At 41.7% G+C, this 15,608-nt stretch carries 16 protein-coding genes; 11 read left to right on the forward strand and 5 right to left on the reverse strand.

Features of this window, described 5'->3' with window-relative positions; all coding sequences use genetic code 11:
- Nucleotides 1–36: 36 nt before the first annotated feature.
- Nucleotides 37–1,935, reverse strand: a complete 1,899-nt coding sequence (locus EXE30_RS08165) for an ATP-binding cassette domain-containing protein (RefSeq protein WP_130161972.1) — start codon at nucleotides 1,933–1,935, stop codon at nucleotides 37–39.
- 32 nt (nucleotides 1,936–1,967) lie between these two features.
- Between EXE30_RS08165 and EXE30_RS08170 the strand changes: the two genes are divergently transcribed.
- From EXE30_RS08170 to EXE30_RS08215, 10 genes are all read left to right on the forward strand, one after another.
- The gene (locus EXE30_RS08170) at nucleotides 1,968–2,213 is read left to right on the forward strand and encodes a SlyX family protein (RefSeq protein WP_130161973.1); all 246 of its coding nucleotides are present in this window, start codon (nucleotides 1,968–1,970) and stop codon (nucleotides 2,211–2,213) included.
- A gap of 98 nt (nucleotides 2,214–2,311) precedes the next feature.
- Nucleotides 2,312–2,761: an ammonium transporter gene (locus EXE30_RS08175; RefSeq protein WP_130161974.1), complete on the forward strand. Its 450-nt coding sequence runs from the start codon at nucleotides 2,312–2,314 to the stop codon at nucleotides 2,759–2,761.
- Nucleotides 2,762–2,794: 33 nt separating this feature from the next.
- On the forward strand, nucleotides 2,795–5,434 hold the full coding sequence (gene topA / locus EXE30_RS08180) for a type I DNA topoisomerase (RefSeq protein ID WP_130161975.1): 2,640 nt from the start codon (nucleotides 2,795–2,797) through the stop codon (nucleotides 5,432–5,434).
- A 90-nt stretch (nucleotides 5,435–5,524) separates the two neighbouring features.
- Complete coding sequence (locus EXE30_RS08185) at nucleotides 5,525–6,283, forward strand: hypothetical protein (protein ID WP_130161976.1); 759 nt, start codon at nucleotides 5,525–5,527, stop codon at nucleotides 6,281–6,283.
- Nucleotides 6,284–6,482: 199 nt separating this feature from the next.
- The gene (locus tag EXE30_RS08190) at nucleotides 6,483–7,055 is read left to right on the forward strand and encodes an HdeD family acid-resistance protein (RefSeq protein WP_121929730.1); all 573 of its coding nucleotides are present in this window, start codon (nucleotides 6,483–6,485) and stop codon (nucleotides 7,053–7,055) included.
- A 119-nt stretch (nucleotides 7,056–7,174) separates the two neighbouring features.
- On the forward strand, nucleotides 7,175–9,154 hold the full coding sequence (locus EXE30_RS08195; protein WP_130161977.1) for an ATP-dependent helicase: 1,980 nt from the start codon (nucleotides 7,175–7,177) through the stop codon (nucleotides 9,152–9,154).
- A 63-nt stretch (nucleotides 9,155–9,217) separates the two neighbouring features.
- Nucleotides 9,218–9,463, forward strand: coding sequence for an RNA recognition motif domain-containing protein (locus EXE30_RS08200; RefSeq protein ID WP_121929870.1), 246 nt, complete (start codon nucleotides 9,218–9,220; stop codon nucleotides 9,461–9,463).
- Nucleotides 9,464–9,469: 6 nt separating this feature from the next.
- Nucleotides 9,470–9,826 carry an ASCH domain-containing protein gene (locus EXE30_RS08205; protein ID WP_130161978.1) on the forward strand — a complete coding sequence of 119 codons (357 nt, stop codon included), beginning with the start codon at nucleotides 9,470–9,472 and terminating at the stop codon, nucleotides 9,824–9,826.
- 75 nt (nucleotides 9,827–9,901) lie between these two features.
- Nucleotides 9,902–10,405, forward strand: a complete 504-nt coding sequence (locus tag EXE30_RS08210; RefSeq protein ID WP_004668556.1) for a DUF6586 family protein — start codon at nucleotides 9,902–9,904, stop codon at nucleotides 10,403–10,405.
- Between the two features lie 113 nt (nucleotides 10,406–10,518).
- On the forward strand, nucleotides 10,519–10,797 hold the full coding sequence (locus EXE30_RS08215; RefSeq protein WP_121929727.1) for a hypothetical protein: 279 nt from the start codon (nucleotides 10,519–10,521) through the stop codon (nucleotides 10,795–10,797).
- Between the two features lie 56 nt (nucleotides 10,798–10,853).
- Here EXE30_RS08215 and EXE30_RS08220 read toward each other — a convergent pair whose 3' ends face one another.
- The 4 genes from EXE30_RS08220 to EXE30_RS08235 all read right to left on the reverse strand — a co-directional run bounded on the left by EXE30_RS08220 (nucleotide 10,854) and on the right by EXE30_RS08235 (nucleotide 14,784).
- A complete protein-coding gene (locus tag EXE30_RS08220) occupies nucleotides 10,854–12,569 on the reverse strand; it encodes a cation:proton antiporter (RefSeq protein WP_130161979.1) in 1,716 nt (571 codons plus the stop codon).
- A 188-nt stretch (nucleotides 12,570–12,757) separates the two neighbouring features.
- Nucleotides 12,758–12,913 (reverse strand): 50S ribosomal protein L33, encoded by a 156-nt coding sequence (rpmG, locus tag EXE30_RS08225; RefSeq protein ID WP_003654787.1) that lies wholly within the window; start codon nucleotides 12,911–12,913, stop codon nucleotides 12,758–12,760.
- Nucleotides 12,914–12,925: 12 nt separating this feature from the next.
- The gene (gene rpmB / locus EXE30_RS08230) at nucleotides 12,926–13,162 is read right to left on the reverse strand and encodes a 50S ribosomal protein L28 (protein ID WP_004649871.1); all 237 of its coding nucleotides are present in this window, start codon (nucleotides 13,160–13,162) and stop codon (nucleotides 12,926–12,928) included.
- 167 nt (nucleotides 13,163–13,329) lie between these two features.
- Nucleotides 13,330–14,784 (reverse strand): coniferyl aldehyde dehydrogenase, encoded by a 1,455-nt coding sequence (locus EXE30_RS08235; protein WP_130161980.1) that lies wholly within the window; start codon nucleotides 14,782–14,784, stop codon nucleotides 13,330–13,332.
- 122 nt (nucleotides 14,785–14,906) lie between these two features.
- On the opposite strand from EXE30_RS08235, the gene EXE30_RS08240 reads away from it, so the two are divergent.
- Complete coding sequence (locus tag EXE30_RS08240; RefSeq protein ID WP_130161981.1) at nucleotides 14,907–15,605, forward strand: TetR/AcrR family transcriptional regulator; 699 nt, start codon at nucleotides 14,907–14,909, stop codon at nucleotides 15,603–15,605.
- Nucleotides 15,606–15,608 lie beyond the last annotated feature (3 nt).

Below are 15,608 nucleotides of genomic sequence, written 5' to 3' on the forward strand. Positions count from 1 at the left end.
CTACTCCCTAAAGAATAGATGCTCAGGAAGTTTAGCTTAATTGCCTTTTGACATATTTTCTAAGATATCCCAACGTTCTAACTTTTCGAGCAGTAATTCTTCAATTTCTGCGAGACGTTGACTTGCCAATGTCGCTGCATTGGCATCGCTAAGAAACCATGATCCATCAGCCAACTTTTCTGAAAGTTCCGTTTGTTCCGCTTCTAGCTTTTCCATTTCTGCTGGAAGCTGCTCTAACTCACGTTGATCTTTATAACTGAGTTTGACTTTCTTCGGTGCAGTTGCGGCTTCAGCCTTAGCTTGTGCTTTTTTTACATCACTTTTCTGATCAACCACAGTTTGATCAGGGCGTTGTTCTAAATAGTCTTGATACCCGCCAATGTACTCATCAATATTTCCTTTACCATCAAATACCCAAGTTGATGTCACGACATTGTCCATAAAGGCACGGTCATGCGAGATCAATAATAATGTACCTTTATAATCAGAAAGCATTTCTTCAAGCAGTTCAAGCGTGACCATATCCAAGTCATTGGTTGGTTCATCCATCACAATTAAATTCGATGGTTTTAGCAATAATTTTGCCAACAAGATACGGTTACGCTCGCCGCCAGAAAGTGCTTTTACAGGTGTGCGGGCACGTTCTGGAGAGAATAAAAAGTCTTGTAAATAGCTATAGATATGGCGACGATTGCCATTCACATCGACAAAGTCAGAGCCTTCTGAAACGTTTGCCATGACTGACTTTTCAAGATCTAAGGCATTACGTAATTGGTCAAAATAAGCAACTTCAAGCTGTGTACCCGTTTTAACTGAACCACCATGCTCAATGGCACCTAAAATCGCTTTGATGAGTGTGGTTTTACCGACACCATTGTCACCGACTAGACCAATACGATCACCACGTAAGACCAATGCTGAAAAGTCTTTAATAATCGGTGCATTGTTGCCAAAAGTAACACTCAGATGTTCAATATCAAATACCAACTTGCCAGAACGGTTTGCATCCTGAGTTGCCATGCTGACTTTACCTTGTTGCGAGCGACGCGCTTTAGATTGTTCACGTAAATCTTTCAACGCACGAACACGACCTTCATTACGGGTACGACGTGCTTTAATGCCTTGGCGAATCCAGGTTTCTTCTTCAGCTAACTTTTTGTCAAATAAAGCATTTTGTTTTTCCTCTGCTTCCATTTGCTGTGCTTTAAGCTCTAAATAGCGAGAGTAGTTACCTTCGTAGCTACGTAAAACACCACGGTCAAGCTCAATAATACGGGTCGCAATGCTGTCTACAAATGAACGGTCATGCGAAATGAACAGTAACGTTAGATTATTTTGGTCAAGCAAAAATTTCTCTAACCATTCAATACTTTCAACATCTAAATGGTTGGTTGGTTCGTCGAGTAACAGTACATCAGGTTGGGTCAACAGCGCACGCGCCAATAACACACGACGCTTACGGCCACCTGATAAATCTGCCAAATCAGCATGGGGGTCGAGGCCCATTTTGCTGAGAATAGAGTTCACTTTATTTTCTAGTGCCCAGCCATCCAACTGATCGAGCTTATGCTGTAACATGCCCATCCGATCGCAGGCATCCATATCACCAAGTACACAGCTATCGCTGGCTTCATGGTAGGCTTTGAGTACAGTTGCGGCCTCACCAGCTCCGTCAGCTACAATGTCAGCGACCTTTCCAGAATCCATGGGTACATCTTGGGCTAACATTGAAACTGTTAAACCATTTTGAATTGAAACTTCGCCGCTGTCGGGCAATAAGCTTCCCTCAATCAGTTTAAGTAAAGTAGACTTACCTTCACCATTACGACCGATTAAACAGACTCGCTCGCCACGTTCTAGGTTAAAGTGTGCGCCATCGAGTAGGGCAGGCCCACCAAATGCGAGGTGGACATCCCTTAAAGTAATATAGGCCATAATGTTTCCTAAAAGCTCAGATGAGGTCTGAAATGACTAAACAACAAAATTTTGATGATCAAGCGTCATTGTCCGCACCCATTGAAGATTTGCAAGTCCGAATTGCATTTTTAGACGATTTAGTTGACCAACTGAACCAACAATTAGTGATTCAGACACAAGAAATTGCAGATTTAAAAAAACAAATGCAGTTCTTATATCGTCGCATAGAAGCATCGGATTTGTCAGAAGGAATCGCGACTTTTGATCCAATGAGTGATAAACCACCGCATTATTGATGAATTGAAAAAGGCATGCTGAGCACATACTGTAAGGAAAACTTGCCTTTTTGATTCAACTTATGTAACGCTAATAAAAGAAAGTTTTGGGCTATTTTATGAGTAATGTTGGAATTTGGATCACGGTAGCGATTGTACTGTTTGTACTTGGCTCGGTTTTTGGTTTGCGTGTTAGTCCTCGAGAAAAAGCACTCGGTACAATGCGTGATCAAGCACGGAAAATGGGTTTGCATCCACGTGTCATCGTTGCGCCAGAGTGGACCAAGATTCCAATGGCAACCGAAAATCGTGCCAGTATGGTGACTTATTATAGTGTGCTGATTCCCGATGCTCGTTTAGCGTTGATGCGAGCAAGAGTGGTCGATGGAAAACTTCAAGTCGTGCAAGGTGAGCAGAAATTTAATGACTTAGCTATTGCATTAAAAGGAGTTTATGCTATTGATATGCAGGCGAACTGTGTCGGCATGTACTGGGATGAAGAAGTTGATCTCAGAGCCACACAACTTGAAGATATGAAAACTTATTTACACGAATTAGCTAAAATCTAATTATTTGATTTACCACAGGAAAAATGGTTCATTATGGCGAATACTCCACGCTCTGCTGCAAAAAGCACAGCAGCTTCAACCTCTGCTGCAACTAAACGTGCCTTAGTGATTGTGGAGTCGCCTGCAAAAGCGAAAACCATTAATAAATATTTAGGTTCACAATTTATCGTGAAATCTTCGGTCGGTCACGTTCGTGATTTACCGACAGGTGGGGGAAGTAAGGCAACAGAAAAGAAGCCTGTTACCCGCGTCAAACTCACCGATGAACAAAAGGCTGAGAAAGCACAGTCAGCACTGATTAATCGTATGGGGGTCGACCCAGAACATGATTGGGTAGCACACTATGAAGTGTTACCAGGTAAAGAGAATGTCGTTGCCGAACTGAAAAAACTCGCCAAAGATGCTGATGCAATCTACCTCGCAACGGATTTGGATAGAGAAGGGGAAGCGATTGCTTGGCACTTAAGGGAGGTTATTGGTGGTGATGACAGTCGTTACCATCGTGTGGTCTTTAACGAAATTACCAAAAATGCCATTCAAGAAGCATTCAAGCAGCCAACACGCTTAGATTTAAATCGTGTCAACGCACAACAAGCACGTCGTTTTCTCGACCGTGTGGTTGGCTTTATGGTTTCGCCGTTGTTATGGGAAAAGATTGCCCGTGGTTTATCGGCAGGGCGTGTTCAATCGGTTGCAGTTAAGCTCGTCGTCGAGCGTGAACGTGAAATTCGTGCATTTATTCCAGAAGAATACTGGCAAGTCTTTGCAGACACTGTTTCTCAGAAAGATGACATTCGCTTAGAAGCGGTGAGACAAGCAGGTAAAACGCTCAAGCTTAAAAATAAAGCTGAAACAGATGCTTTGCTCAGCGTGTTAAAAGACGCTGAATATAAAGTAGCATTGCGTGAAGACAAACCAACCAAAGTAAATCCAAGTGCACCTTATATCACTTCGACCTTACAACAAGCCGCAAGCACACGCTTAGGCTTCTCAGTCAAAAAAACCATGATGCTGGCGCAACGTTTGTATGAAGGTGGTTTTATTACCTATATGCGTACAGACTCGACCTTTTTGAGTGATGATGCGGTCAATATGGTACGTAATCACATTCAGCAAACCTTTGGGGATCGATATGTGCCTGCAAAGCCAAATCGCTATGGCAATAAAGCCGGTGCGCAAGAAGCCCACGAAGCGATTCGTCCATCTGATGTGGTATTAACGGGCGATAAACTTGCTGGTGTAGAGCGAGATGCTCAGCGCTTATATGATTTGATTTGGCGTCAATTTGTTGCGTGTCAAATGACACCAGCCGAATATTTATCTTCAACGTTAACCGTTGAAGCAGCAAATGTAGAGCTGAAAGCCAAAGGTCGTACCTTGGTTTTTGATGGTTTTACCAAAGTTCGTGGTGCCAATAAATCTGATGATGATGTATTGCTTCCTGCTGTTAAAGTCGGCGAAGTGCTGAAATTGGAACAACTTGATCCAAGCCAGCATTTTACCAAGCCGCCTGCACGTTTTACAGAAGCATCATTGGTTAAAGAATTAGAAAAACGTGGCATTGGTCGTCCATCGACTTATGCTGCGATTATCTCGACCATTCAAGATCGTGGTTATGTCAAACTTGAAAACCGTCGTCTGTTTGCAGAGAAGATGGGTGAAATCGTTACAGATCGCCTCGATGAAAGCTTTAACAACCTCATGAATTATGCGTTTACCGCAGATTTAGAAGGGCAACTTGATAAAGTGGCAATGGGTGATCGGAACTGGAAAGAGTTACTGGATGAGTTCTATGGCGATTTCAAAAAGCGTCTAACCAATGCACAAGGCGAAAGCGGCATGCGCCGTAATCAGCCTGTCGAAGTGGCTGATGTGCAATGCCCTGAATGTTCTCGTCCGATGCAAGTACGTACAGGTACAACTGGGGTATTCCTCGGCTGTTCAGGTTATAACTTGCCGCCTAAAGAACGCTGTAAAGGTACATTGAATCTGACACCTGTTGAGTCTTTAGCTGTGCTGTCCGATGATGATGGCGCTGAAACAGCAGACTTGATGTCAAAACATCGTTGTCCGAAGTGTGGCACAGCCATGGATAGCTATGTGATTGATGGTGGGCGTAAGTTACATGTTTGTGGTAACAACCCAGACTGTGATGGTTATGAGCTTGAGGAAGGTCAGTTCAAGATCAAAGGTTATGACGGTCCAACCATTCCATGTGATAAATGTGATGGTGAGATGCAGCTTAAAACAGGTCGCTTCGGTCCGTATTTTGCGTGTTCAAGCTGTGACAATACCCGTAAAGTATTAAAGAGTGGTCAGCCTGCACCGCCTCGTGTTGATCCGATCAAGATGGAACATTTGCGTTCAACCAAACATGATGATTTCTTCGTGTTACGTGATGGTGCAGCAGGGTTGTTCTTGGCAGCAAGTAAATTCCCGAAAATTCGTGAAACACGTGCACCAAAAGTGGCTGAGTTACGTAGCGTGGCTGAGCAGTTGGACGAGAAGTATCAATTCTTATTGCAAGCACCTGATGTAGATCCTGAAGGAAATCCAACGGTGGTCAAATTTAGCCGTAAGAATCAAGTGCAATACGTGGGTTCAGAAACTCTAGAAGGTAAGCAAACCAAATGGAGTTTAGTTTTCCAAAATGGAAAATGGGTTGAAGCTTAATTATTGATAAAATAAAAAATGCTAGCGATTTGCTAGCATTTTTTATAGAACAAATAAAAGCAATAATTGAATCCTACTTGGGGTTAAGCAATGTGGAAAAATATTCGAGTGGCTTGTTTATTGATGGTGCTCTTGGTGGTTGCGGTGAATGCTTATCGAGATCAAAATCAAGATTGGAATCAGCCGATTATCATTCTACTTCACCCAATTAATGCCGATGGATTAGAAACGACTCAACATTATATTCAGCGATTACAGTTAGATGATTTTGCTGACGTCAAACAGTATTTAGAGCGCAATAGTCAGCACTATCGGGGGCAAAGCAGCTATTTTATGTTGCAGATTGGGCGAGAGCTTAATCAAACACCTCCAAAAATGCCAGAGCAGCAAAGTGTCCTCCAGAGTATTTTATGGAGTTTAAAATTTCGATTTTTTGCATGGAAACAACGTCAATCCGTTGATGGTTATCCAAGTTTAACCTTGTATCTGAATTTTTATGATCCAAAGAAAACCAATGAATTAAAGCACTCTACTGCATTGGAACGGGGTCGAATTGGTTCGGTGAATCTGTTTGCATCACAGAAACAAGCTGAGCAGAACAATGTGGTACTTGTGCATGAGTTACTTCATGGGTTTGGTGCCACCGATAAATATTATTTAGATACGGGTGAGCCCATTTTCCCATTGGGTTATGCGCAAGCAGATCAGAAACCTTTGTACCCGCAAACCAAAGCTGAGATTATGGGTGGGCGTATTCCACTTTCAGAACATAAAAGTAAAATGCCAATTGATCTAGAGCAAACGATGATGAGTATGCTTACAGCAAAAGAAATTGGTTGGATCAAGTAAAGCGAAGATAACTGGAGTGAATTTGTGGATAAGTTTGCATTTACCCACATATAAACAAAACACTTCTTAAATAAAAATGATGAAATAAAACACCAGTTTTCCTGACATTACATCATGAATTATCAACATGCCTTATACAGAAGTTCGGATAAAAGACGCTCAGAATATAAATATAAACTTGATGATAAAAGAGTAAATAATGATGAAAACAGTGGGTAACGACCTGATTCGCAATCAGCTACACGCTGACCGTAAATGGTATCTGCTATTGGGCGTGGTATTGATTATTATTGGTTTGATTCTTTTGGCTGCTTTGCCTTTCGCAACGCTTTCAGCCGTTCTTTTATTCGGTGTACTGATGATGTTGGGCGGGGCTTTACATTTTCTTGCCGCATTTATGGTTTTCAAAGGTGGTACACGCTGGTTGTGGGCATTGTTTGGTGTGTTGTATCTCATCGCAGGTTATTTTGCATTTACCACACCTGTGATTACCGCCGTGGTTCTGACTAGTTTTTTAGCAATTGCTTTAATTATTGCAGGGATTATTCGGACTGTGAACGCCTTTATCCTTAGACCGATGTCGGGTTGGGGCTGGGTGCTCTTTTCAGGTGTCGTAACGTTATTCACTGGGGTTTTGATCTTATCCTCGCCAAGTTCACCTTTCTGGGTACTCGGTATGTTCCTTGCGATTGATATTTTATTTCAAGGCATCAATTATCTGACTTTTGCTGGAGCAATTAAGCAACTCCCACATAGCTCAACTGTGGTTTAAACTGAATGGTCTTGTATTTGGAGCATGTGTTGAACATGCTCTTTTTGTTTTTGTAGCGTGAAATGTTTCATTTCCTTTAGTCTGCTAAAATACCACTTCAATTTAAACTGACCGATTTTATGACGCTTGCCAAGCTAATTGATGAACTGAATCCACAACAGAAACAAGCCGCAACCACGGCAGCACAAAACTGCTTGGTTTTAGCAGGGGCGGGTTGTGGGAAGACCAAAACCATTGTGGCAAGAGCAGCGTATTTGATCGATCAGGGCTTAGCAGCACAACAGATTCAGATATTGACCTTTACTCGTCGTGCAGCAAGTGAAATCGTAACCCGTGTAGAGCAGCATATGGGCGCACAAGCCAAGGGTTTAAGGGCATCAACATTTCATACTTTTTGCATGTATCTATTGCGTCGCAATCCTAGAGCTTTTGGTTTAACGCAATTTAGTATTATTGATCGTGATGACCAGTTGTTGATGTTTCGTTTATTGCGTGGCAAAGATAAGGGCAATGTTCTACCTAAAGCTGCTGAACTTTGTGATTTGTATTCCTATGCGCGCAATACCAAGACCAAACTTTCCGATGCTCTAATTCAACAGCTTCCTCAGGCAGTAGAATATAAAACGCAAATTGCTGAACTGATGCAGGCTTATGAACAGCGCAAGCAAGCACGAAATTTTCTTGATTATGATGATATTTTATCGATTGTCGCAGTGCACTTACAAAGTTCACCTGAGTTGGTGAAATGGGTGACAGGCTTCTGTTCTGCTTTATTGGTCGATGAAATGCAGGATACCAATCCACTGCAATGGGCTTTGCTGCAACCCTTAGTCGGAAAAGTGAAACTTTTCTGTGTAGGGGATGATGCTCAGTCGATTTATGGTTTCCGTGGTGCTGATTTTGAAAATATTCATCATTTTAAAGAACGAGTGCCTGATGCTGAGGTGCTTACTTTGGCAATGAATTATCGTTCAACGCAGGAAATTTTAGACTTATCTAATTGGTTATTAGAGCAGAGCCAGATTCGTTATGACAAACACTTGTTGGCTTATCGTGGTAAAGGATTGAAGCCACAGCTACATATTTTAGGCAATGAATTTGAAGAAGCCAATTGGATTATTCAAGATTTGAATCAACGACATTACCAAGGTGCAGCGTGGGCTGAACACATGGTTTTACTTCGTTCTGGGTTTAGTGGTCGATATTTAGAAGGGGCTTTAATTGCTGCCAATATTCCGTATCGTTTTATTGGTGGGGTGAAACTACTCGAATCCGCACATGTCAAAGATGTCTTAAGTTTACTTCGAGTCAGTGTTAATCCGCAGGATGATTTGGCTTGGATGCGGTTTTTGACCTTATGGGATGGTGTTGGCGATGTTGGTGCGAGTAAATTGGCGCAAGAGTTGATTCAACTCACAGATATTGATGCGCGTTGTCAGCGTTTAGAGCGACATGGCAAAGTGCCACAGCAAGCCATTTTAATCTTGAAGCAACTCGATGTGTTGCAACAGCATGTCGAAGCCTGTATTGGTTTGGCATTGGATGCGTTGAGTGAACAATTAGAAAATAACTATAAAAGCAAAGATTGGAATCGCCGCGTCAAAGATTTTGATCTGGTAAAACAACTGGCTCGGAAACATCAGTTGTTGGGCGAGTTCTTAGAGGAATATGTGCTTGATCCTATTTCAGTTTCAGAAATAGATAAAACTCCTGATCAAGACCTAGTGACTTTGATTACGATTCATTCCGCCAAAGGTACGGAACAAAAAGTGTGTTATGTCCCGCATGTTTCACCGAATCAGTATCCGCACGCACGTGCGCAAGGCGATTTTGATGATGTAGAGGAGGAGCGTCGTGTGCTTTATGTGGCACTTACACGCGCCGAAAATGAATTGATTTTGACCAAACAGAATTTAAATCTATGGTCACAAGATCAATATGATGAGTTAGGGCGGAAAGTAGAAAGCTATTTTCTTAATGATTTACCTCAACATTTGCTTGATGTGCAGATTCATCGTCAAGTTCCGTCTTCATTTAATAAAAGTAGTTGGCAGCGTAACTCAGCAATAAGTTTAGGTTTTGGTATTGATCTCGATTAAACTAGGCATATTCAATTATTTTGATTCATTTCTTTAAAAATGAATCATTTTTTAGGTTTTAGCATGAAAATTTTAGTTCGTAATTTAGATCGTTCTGTGACCGATGCAGAAGTCCTTGAGTTATTCAAACAGTATGGCAAAGTCGAATCTTGTGTCGTGGTGAAGGATGAAGCAACAGGAAAATCTAAAGGTTTTGGCTTTGTAGAAATGACCAATCCAAGAGAGGGCATCAAAGCGATTAAAGGCTTAAATACCTTACGTGTCAAAGGTGTTGGCATCCGAGTGAAAGCTGCAGACGATAAAGCTTAATTCTCAATGTTTAAGCAATATGCAGCTTTATCTATTGTTGCACCGAACGGTGAGCGCATCGCACAAGGTCTTAAAACTTTAGAGGTTCGCTCATGGTTACCTGAGGAATTGCCGCTCAGAAATCTCGTTATCGTAGAAAACCAAAACTACCTGTTGAAAGATGGTGATGAGGAAATGGGCAGAGCGGTTGCTTTGGTTGACATTGAATCTGTGCATGCTTGGCAACAACATGAAGTTGAAGCAGCACAGGCATCTCGTTGGGCAGAAGGGTATTATGCTTGGGTGATCAGCAATATTCGTCCTTTTGTTACACCTATAGCATGTATCGCAAAGCGTAGAATTTATCTTGTCGAATTGATGTGATGATCACTATTTGTTTAATCGTCAATTCGCTTTACAATTGCTCGTGATTTAAATGAAATAAAATAGGGATTTAAGATGTCTCGTGTTGCTCGCTACCATGCTGATCGTACCAATCAAAAACTTTATTTTGCTCGACTTGCATGTCAACAAGCAGAGCAAACTGAACACATTCAACAGGCACAGGCTTATCGTGAAGCTGCGGTATTTCATTTGCATGGGGCGATTTTAGCGTTCTTGCAAGAATTGGTGCGCTATTATCGTCTCAATGATTTACAACCAACGTTTAAATCCATTGAAGAGCATATGGCGGATAAAGGTCAGGTCTCTCCAGAAATTTCAGTTTTACAGCATTTGGCAAAAGATGGTTTTGTGGCTGAATTAAAACGTGCTTATCGGATGTGCCAATATGCGCCAGAGCCGACTTCGCCAGAGCCTGAGAATGAAACCTCATCTAATTTGATCATCAAAGTCACCCAAAGCCCACAAGCATGGTTGCCTGATGCCAAAATTTTGCGTGAATGGCATCGCGAGTTAAGTCACTTAATTGATGGTTTTCGTAACGAAATGGTTGAGTTCTAAGTTAAAGCAGTGAGATACTTGAAATTCATGCAAACAGCACTTATATAAATAAGATGTGAGATCGCAAAGTGCACACGTGCTTTGCCACCATGATTGAAGCATGGAGAATGTATATGTCAATGCAACAGTTAAAAGAATTATTTGGTAACCAAGAAGCCGTTCTGGAATTGGTTCAACTCGAAGGTGGTGAGCTCGCGTTGCGTAATGCTGGTTCTGAACAAGAGCCTTTAGTAAAGATTCAATTTAGTGACGAAGTCAAAGAAATTCTTGGTGATCAAACCCCCGCAGTCGCTCAACATATGATTCAGGCGGCTTTATTCGGTCTGCTAGAAAAGCAGATGAATCAATGGCAAGCGGAAGTTGTGGATGAGCAACCGCCTCATCTGAGCTAATATTTATAAGCAAAAAGCGTACTTGAGAGTACGCTTTTTTATTGGGCTTAAAGAACTTAATATCCAGTGGATTGATGCGCTATTTCGATCCGATTTAAGATGTGATGACTCATATTCTTCGCCATCTCCTCTTTCGCATAGAAGACTTCGCCGATATTTTCTTCTCGAATCACTGCCGCTTCTTCCTTGCTTTCAGCACAAATCAAGACTTGGATTTCAGGATTTAGCTGTTTGGAAATGTCGACGATCCGATGAATATCCAAAATATCCATTGGTGAGATAACCAATAAACGCGCATGCTGAATATGTGCCTGAATCAAAACATTTGGTTCAGTGGCTTCACCACTAACCGCTGCGATGCCTTGTGTACGTAATCGTTCCACGATCTCACGATTTTCTTCGGCAATGACCACTTTGATATTTTGTTGTATTAGATTGTCACTAATGCGACGACCGACTCCACCATAACCAATAATCACCACCTGATCGCGTAAATAGTCTTGATCGACCTCATCAGGTAGCATCGCCAGTGGATCGCTACTGCGCTCTAATAAACGTGCTAGATGCGAACGTTGACGAATCCATTGTTGGGTTGGTTCGATGGCGGAGAAAATAAATGAGTTCAAGGTGATGGAAAATAGTGCCCCTGCCAGAATCAGATTTTGAGCCTCTAAGGTCAGTAAACCGAGGGCGACCCCCATCGTGGCTAAAATAAATGAGAACTCGCCAATCTGAGCGAGACTTGCACCGACAGTTAAAGCGGTATTGATTGGATAACGGAAGAACAAAACCAAGGCAATCGCTGCCAATGTTTTACCTACCATAATAATCGCAACCACAGCCAGAATATGTAATGGTTCTTCTAGCAGAATGCTTGGATCAAATAGCATCCCGACCGATACGAAGAATAAAATCGCAAAGATCTCACGTAAGGGTAGGGTTTCTTCTTCGGCTCGATGGCTAAAGTCAGACTCTTTCACCACCATGCCTGCGAAGAATGCACCGAGGGCCATAGAAACGCCAAAAACGGCATAAGACCCATAGGCGATCGATACTGCTGCAGCTACAACGGTTAAGGTAAATAATTCGCGTGAACCTAGGCGAGCGACAAATTGTATAATCATTGGAACAAGACGCTTGCCAACGATTAACATAAAGGCGATAAAACCAACGACTTTTAATAAAGTAATGCCAATGGTCATCCAAATACTTTGCGATGTATCTGTACCATGTAAAGCGTGTCCACCGAGCAATACTGCGATAGCAGGCAAAAGGACCAATGCCAACACCATGACCAGATCTTCAACCAAGAGCCAGCCAACAGCGATTTTACCGTTAACGGATTCGAGTAAGCCTCGATCACCCAGTGCCTTGAGTAATACTACAGTACTGGCACAAGATAAACTTAAACCAAAGACCAGTGCGGAACCAAAGCTCCATCCCCAAAGCATAGAAACCCCGACCCCAAGGAGGGTGGCGACGCTGATTTGTAGAATTGCACCTGGGATGGCAATACGGCGAACTTGGAGTAAATCTTTGATGGAAAAATGCATGCCCACGCCAAACATGAGAAACATGACACCAAGTTCAGCCAACTGATTGGCAAGTTTGATATCACCCACAAAACCTGGGGTGTTCGGGCTAATAATAATGCCCGCAATAAGATAACCAATTAAAGGAGGTAAGCGTAAACGTGCTGCGATGTAGCCAAAAATAAGGGCAAAACCAAAACCAACAGCAAGTAATATAATTAAACCAACATCATGTGGCATTGGAGCTCCTTAATCGTTGCGGTTAAGGTATAAATAAATCAGCATAAAACATGCCAAGAAGAAATCGAATAAATTGTAACAAGTAAAATCGAAGTTGTTGCTGATAATACTACAATGAATAAAAATGATATGAAACTAAAGGCAAAAAAAACGACCTCAAAAGAAGTCGTTTTTTAAAGAAACCAAAATTATTTAATTTTAGCTTCTTTGAAGATTACGTGTTGACGGATTTTTGGATCAAATTTTTTGATTTCCATTTTTTCCGGCATTGTACGTTTGTTCTTAGTCGTGGTATAGAAATAACCAGTACCAGCGGTAGAAACGAGACGGATTTTATCACGCATTGTTCAGACTCCTTAGATCTTTTGACCTTGAGCACGGAGATCAGCAACAACTTTCTCAATACCCAATTTATCAATAATACGCATACCTTTAGTGGTTAAACGAAGACGTACAAAACGTTTTTCGCTTTCTAACCAGAAACGGTGGTGGTGCAGGTTCGGCTCGAACCGGCGTTTGGTTTTGTTGTTTGCGTGCGATACGTTGTTACCAACGATAGGACGCTTGCCGGTAACTTGGCAAACCTTAGACATGGTGAACTCCATTGCTAGTTTTATAGCACTGTTTCGTGCAACTAGCCATTCAAGTAAACGGATGAAATCATTCAAGGGGCGTTTTATACCAAAAATACGATTAAAAGACAAGCGAAATTGGTAAAAACAAGGCATGAACTTGTTTGATAGGTCATGCCTTGATCAGCCTAGCGAAATAGTGTTTTCAAAAGCAGTTTGTGTGCCGCTTTATTATATGGTGGCAGAATGAATTTTAAACTATAAAGTTTAGGGCTCACAGGATTTGACATCATCGAGCGTTCATGTGAGAAGCTAAAGAAACCTTCCTTACCATGATATTTACCCATACCTGATGCACCGACACCACCAAATGGCAGGTCGTCTTGAGCGACATGAGTTAAGACTTGGTTGATACCAAAGTGTCCTGAATGGGTGCGTCCTGCGATATATTCTGCACGTGCACTATCTACATCAAAGTAATAGAAAGCCAATGGACGAGGACGACTATTAATAAACTGAAGCGCATCTTCAATGTGTTCATATTCTAAAATAGGAAGAATTGGACCAAAGATCTCATTCTTCATGATTTCCATGTCAGTGCTGACACCAGTCAATAAGGTCGGTGCTATTTTACGAACTTCAGTTAAAGATTCGTTCTTGCTGTTTAACTCAACAATGTTAGCACCTTGCTTTTGTGCATCCTCAAGATAACCTTGTAGACGGTTATATTGCTTGTCATTGACAATCGAGGTGTAGTCATTGTTGTCAGCTAAAGTCGGGTACATGCTATTCACAAAGTCTTGATAATGCTTCGTGAATTCAGCTGTTTTGCCTTTAGGCAAGAACATATAATCTGGTGCAACGCAGGTTTGACCCGCATTCCAAAGCTTTCCAACAGCAACGCGTTGAGCAACATCACGAATGTTCATAGATGAATGAACCAGCGCTGGAGATTTACCACCTAGTTCTAAAATAACAGGTACAAGATTCTGAGCTGCAGCAGCCATGACTGTTTTACCGACAGAGGTCGAGCCAGTAAAAATCAGTTTGTCGAATGCAAGGTGACTAAATGCATCTGAAATAGGGCCGCCACCATTCACAACAGCAACCAATTCTTGAGGGAAAGCTTCTGAAAGCGCATTTTCAAGAACATAACCAAAATTTGATGATGCACTTGAAATTTTAATCATGGCATGATTACCCGCAGCCAATGCACAAATCAGTGGGCCAACGGAGAGTAAGAGAGGGTAGTTCCAAGGTGCAATAACACCAATGACGCCTAAGGGTTGATATTGTACCCAGCCTTTAGCTGGTTGGTGTAACATGCTGATGTGGCGTTTAGATGGTTTCATCCATTCGGTCAAGTTCTTGCTGTAGTATTTAATATGTTCTAAGCAAGTGAGAACTTCACCAATTTTGGTTTCCATAATGGCACGATTGCCATAATCTTGACTAATTGCGTTAGCAAATTGATCTTGATACTTTACCAAGATGTTTTTAAGTCGAGCTAAGCGCTCAATACGTTCCTTTGCGCTTGGGACAGGATGACGTTGGTAAGCGACTCTTTGCTGTTCAAGCAAATCATGTAGCCGTTTTACATCAACATGAGGTGTCATAGCGGTTGTTTTTGTTTGACTGTTCATAGGAGTAGACCAAAAGAAAACTTATTTACTTTTTCATTTTTAGAGTAAATACTCTAAAGTGTCAAGTCGCCTTGTGAGTTTGTTTTATAACTCATTGATAATCTTATAGATGGTTAAAAACGATGTCGAATGCTAAACCGAACAAAACTAAAGACAAAATTTTGCAGATCAGTTTGCAACTGTTTAATGAGCGTGGCGAGCGTTCCGTCACGACCAATCACATTGCGGCTGAACTCGGTATTAGCCCAGGAAATTTGTATTATCATTTTCGGAATAAGCAAGAAATTATTAAGGAACTTGCGCTGCAATATCAGGCTGAGACCTTAGGTATGTTGGCATTACCCGATGATCGTCAACTGAATGCCAATGACAAGATTAGTTATTTTCAGGTGTTAAGCAATCAACTTTGGGCTTATCGTTTTATTCATCGTGATGTTTATCATCTCGTTGAAAATAACGAGGATTTTAGAAAAATTTATCCGCGTTTTGCGGGACAGGTCATGCAACAAGGGCAAAGGATCTATCGTGCATTCGTTGATGCTGGGTTGATGAAAATGACTGATTCGGAAATCGAGGCGTTGATTATCAATTTATGGATCGTGCTGACTAACTGGACCAATTTCCTTTATATGTCGGGTCATATTAGTGACAATAACCGCTTAGAAGAAAAGTGGGTATGGCAAGCATTGCGACAAATGTTGTTTTTAGAAGGGCCTTATTTAATGGGTGAGAGCCGCCAGACTTATGAGCAGCTACTTCAATCGCTTGGCCCATCTGAATTATTTGCTAGTCTCTCAAATCTTAAAAATGATGATGAGTAGGTC

The sequence above is a fragment of the Acinetobacter halotolerans genome, from assembly GCF_004208515.1.
Taxonomy (GTDB): Bacteria; Pseudomonadota; Gammaproteobacteria; order Pseudomonadales; family Moraxellaceae; genus Acinetobacter; species Acinetobacter halotolerans.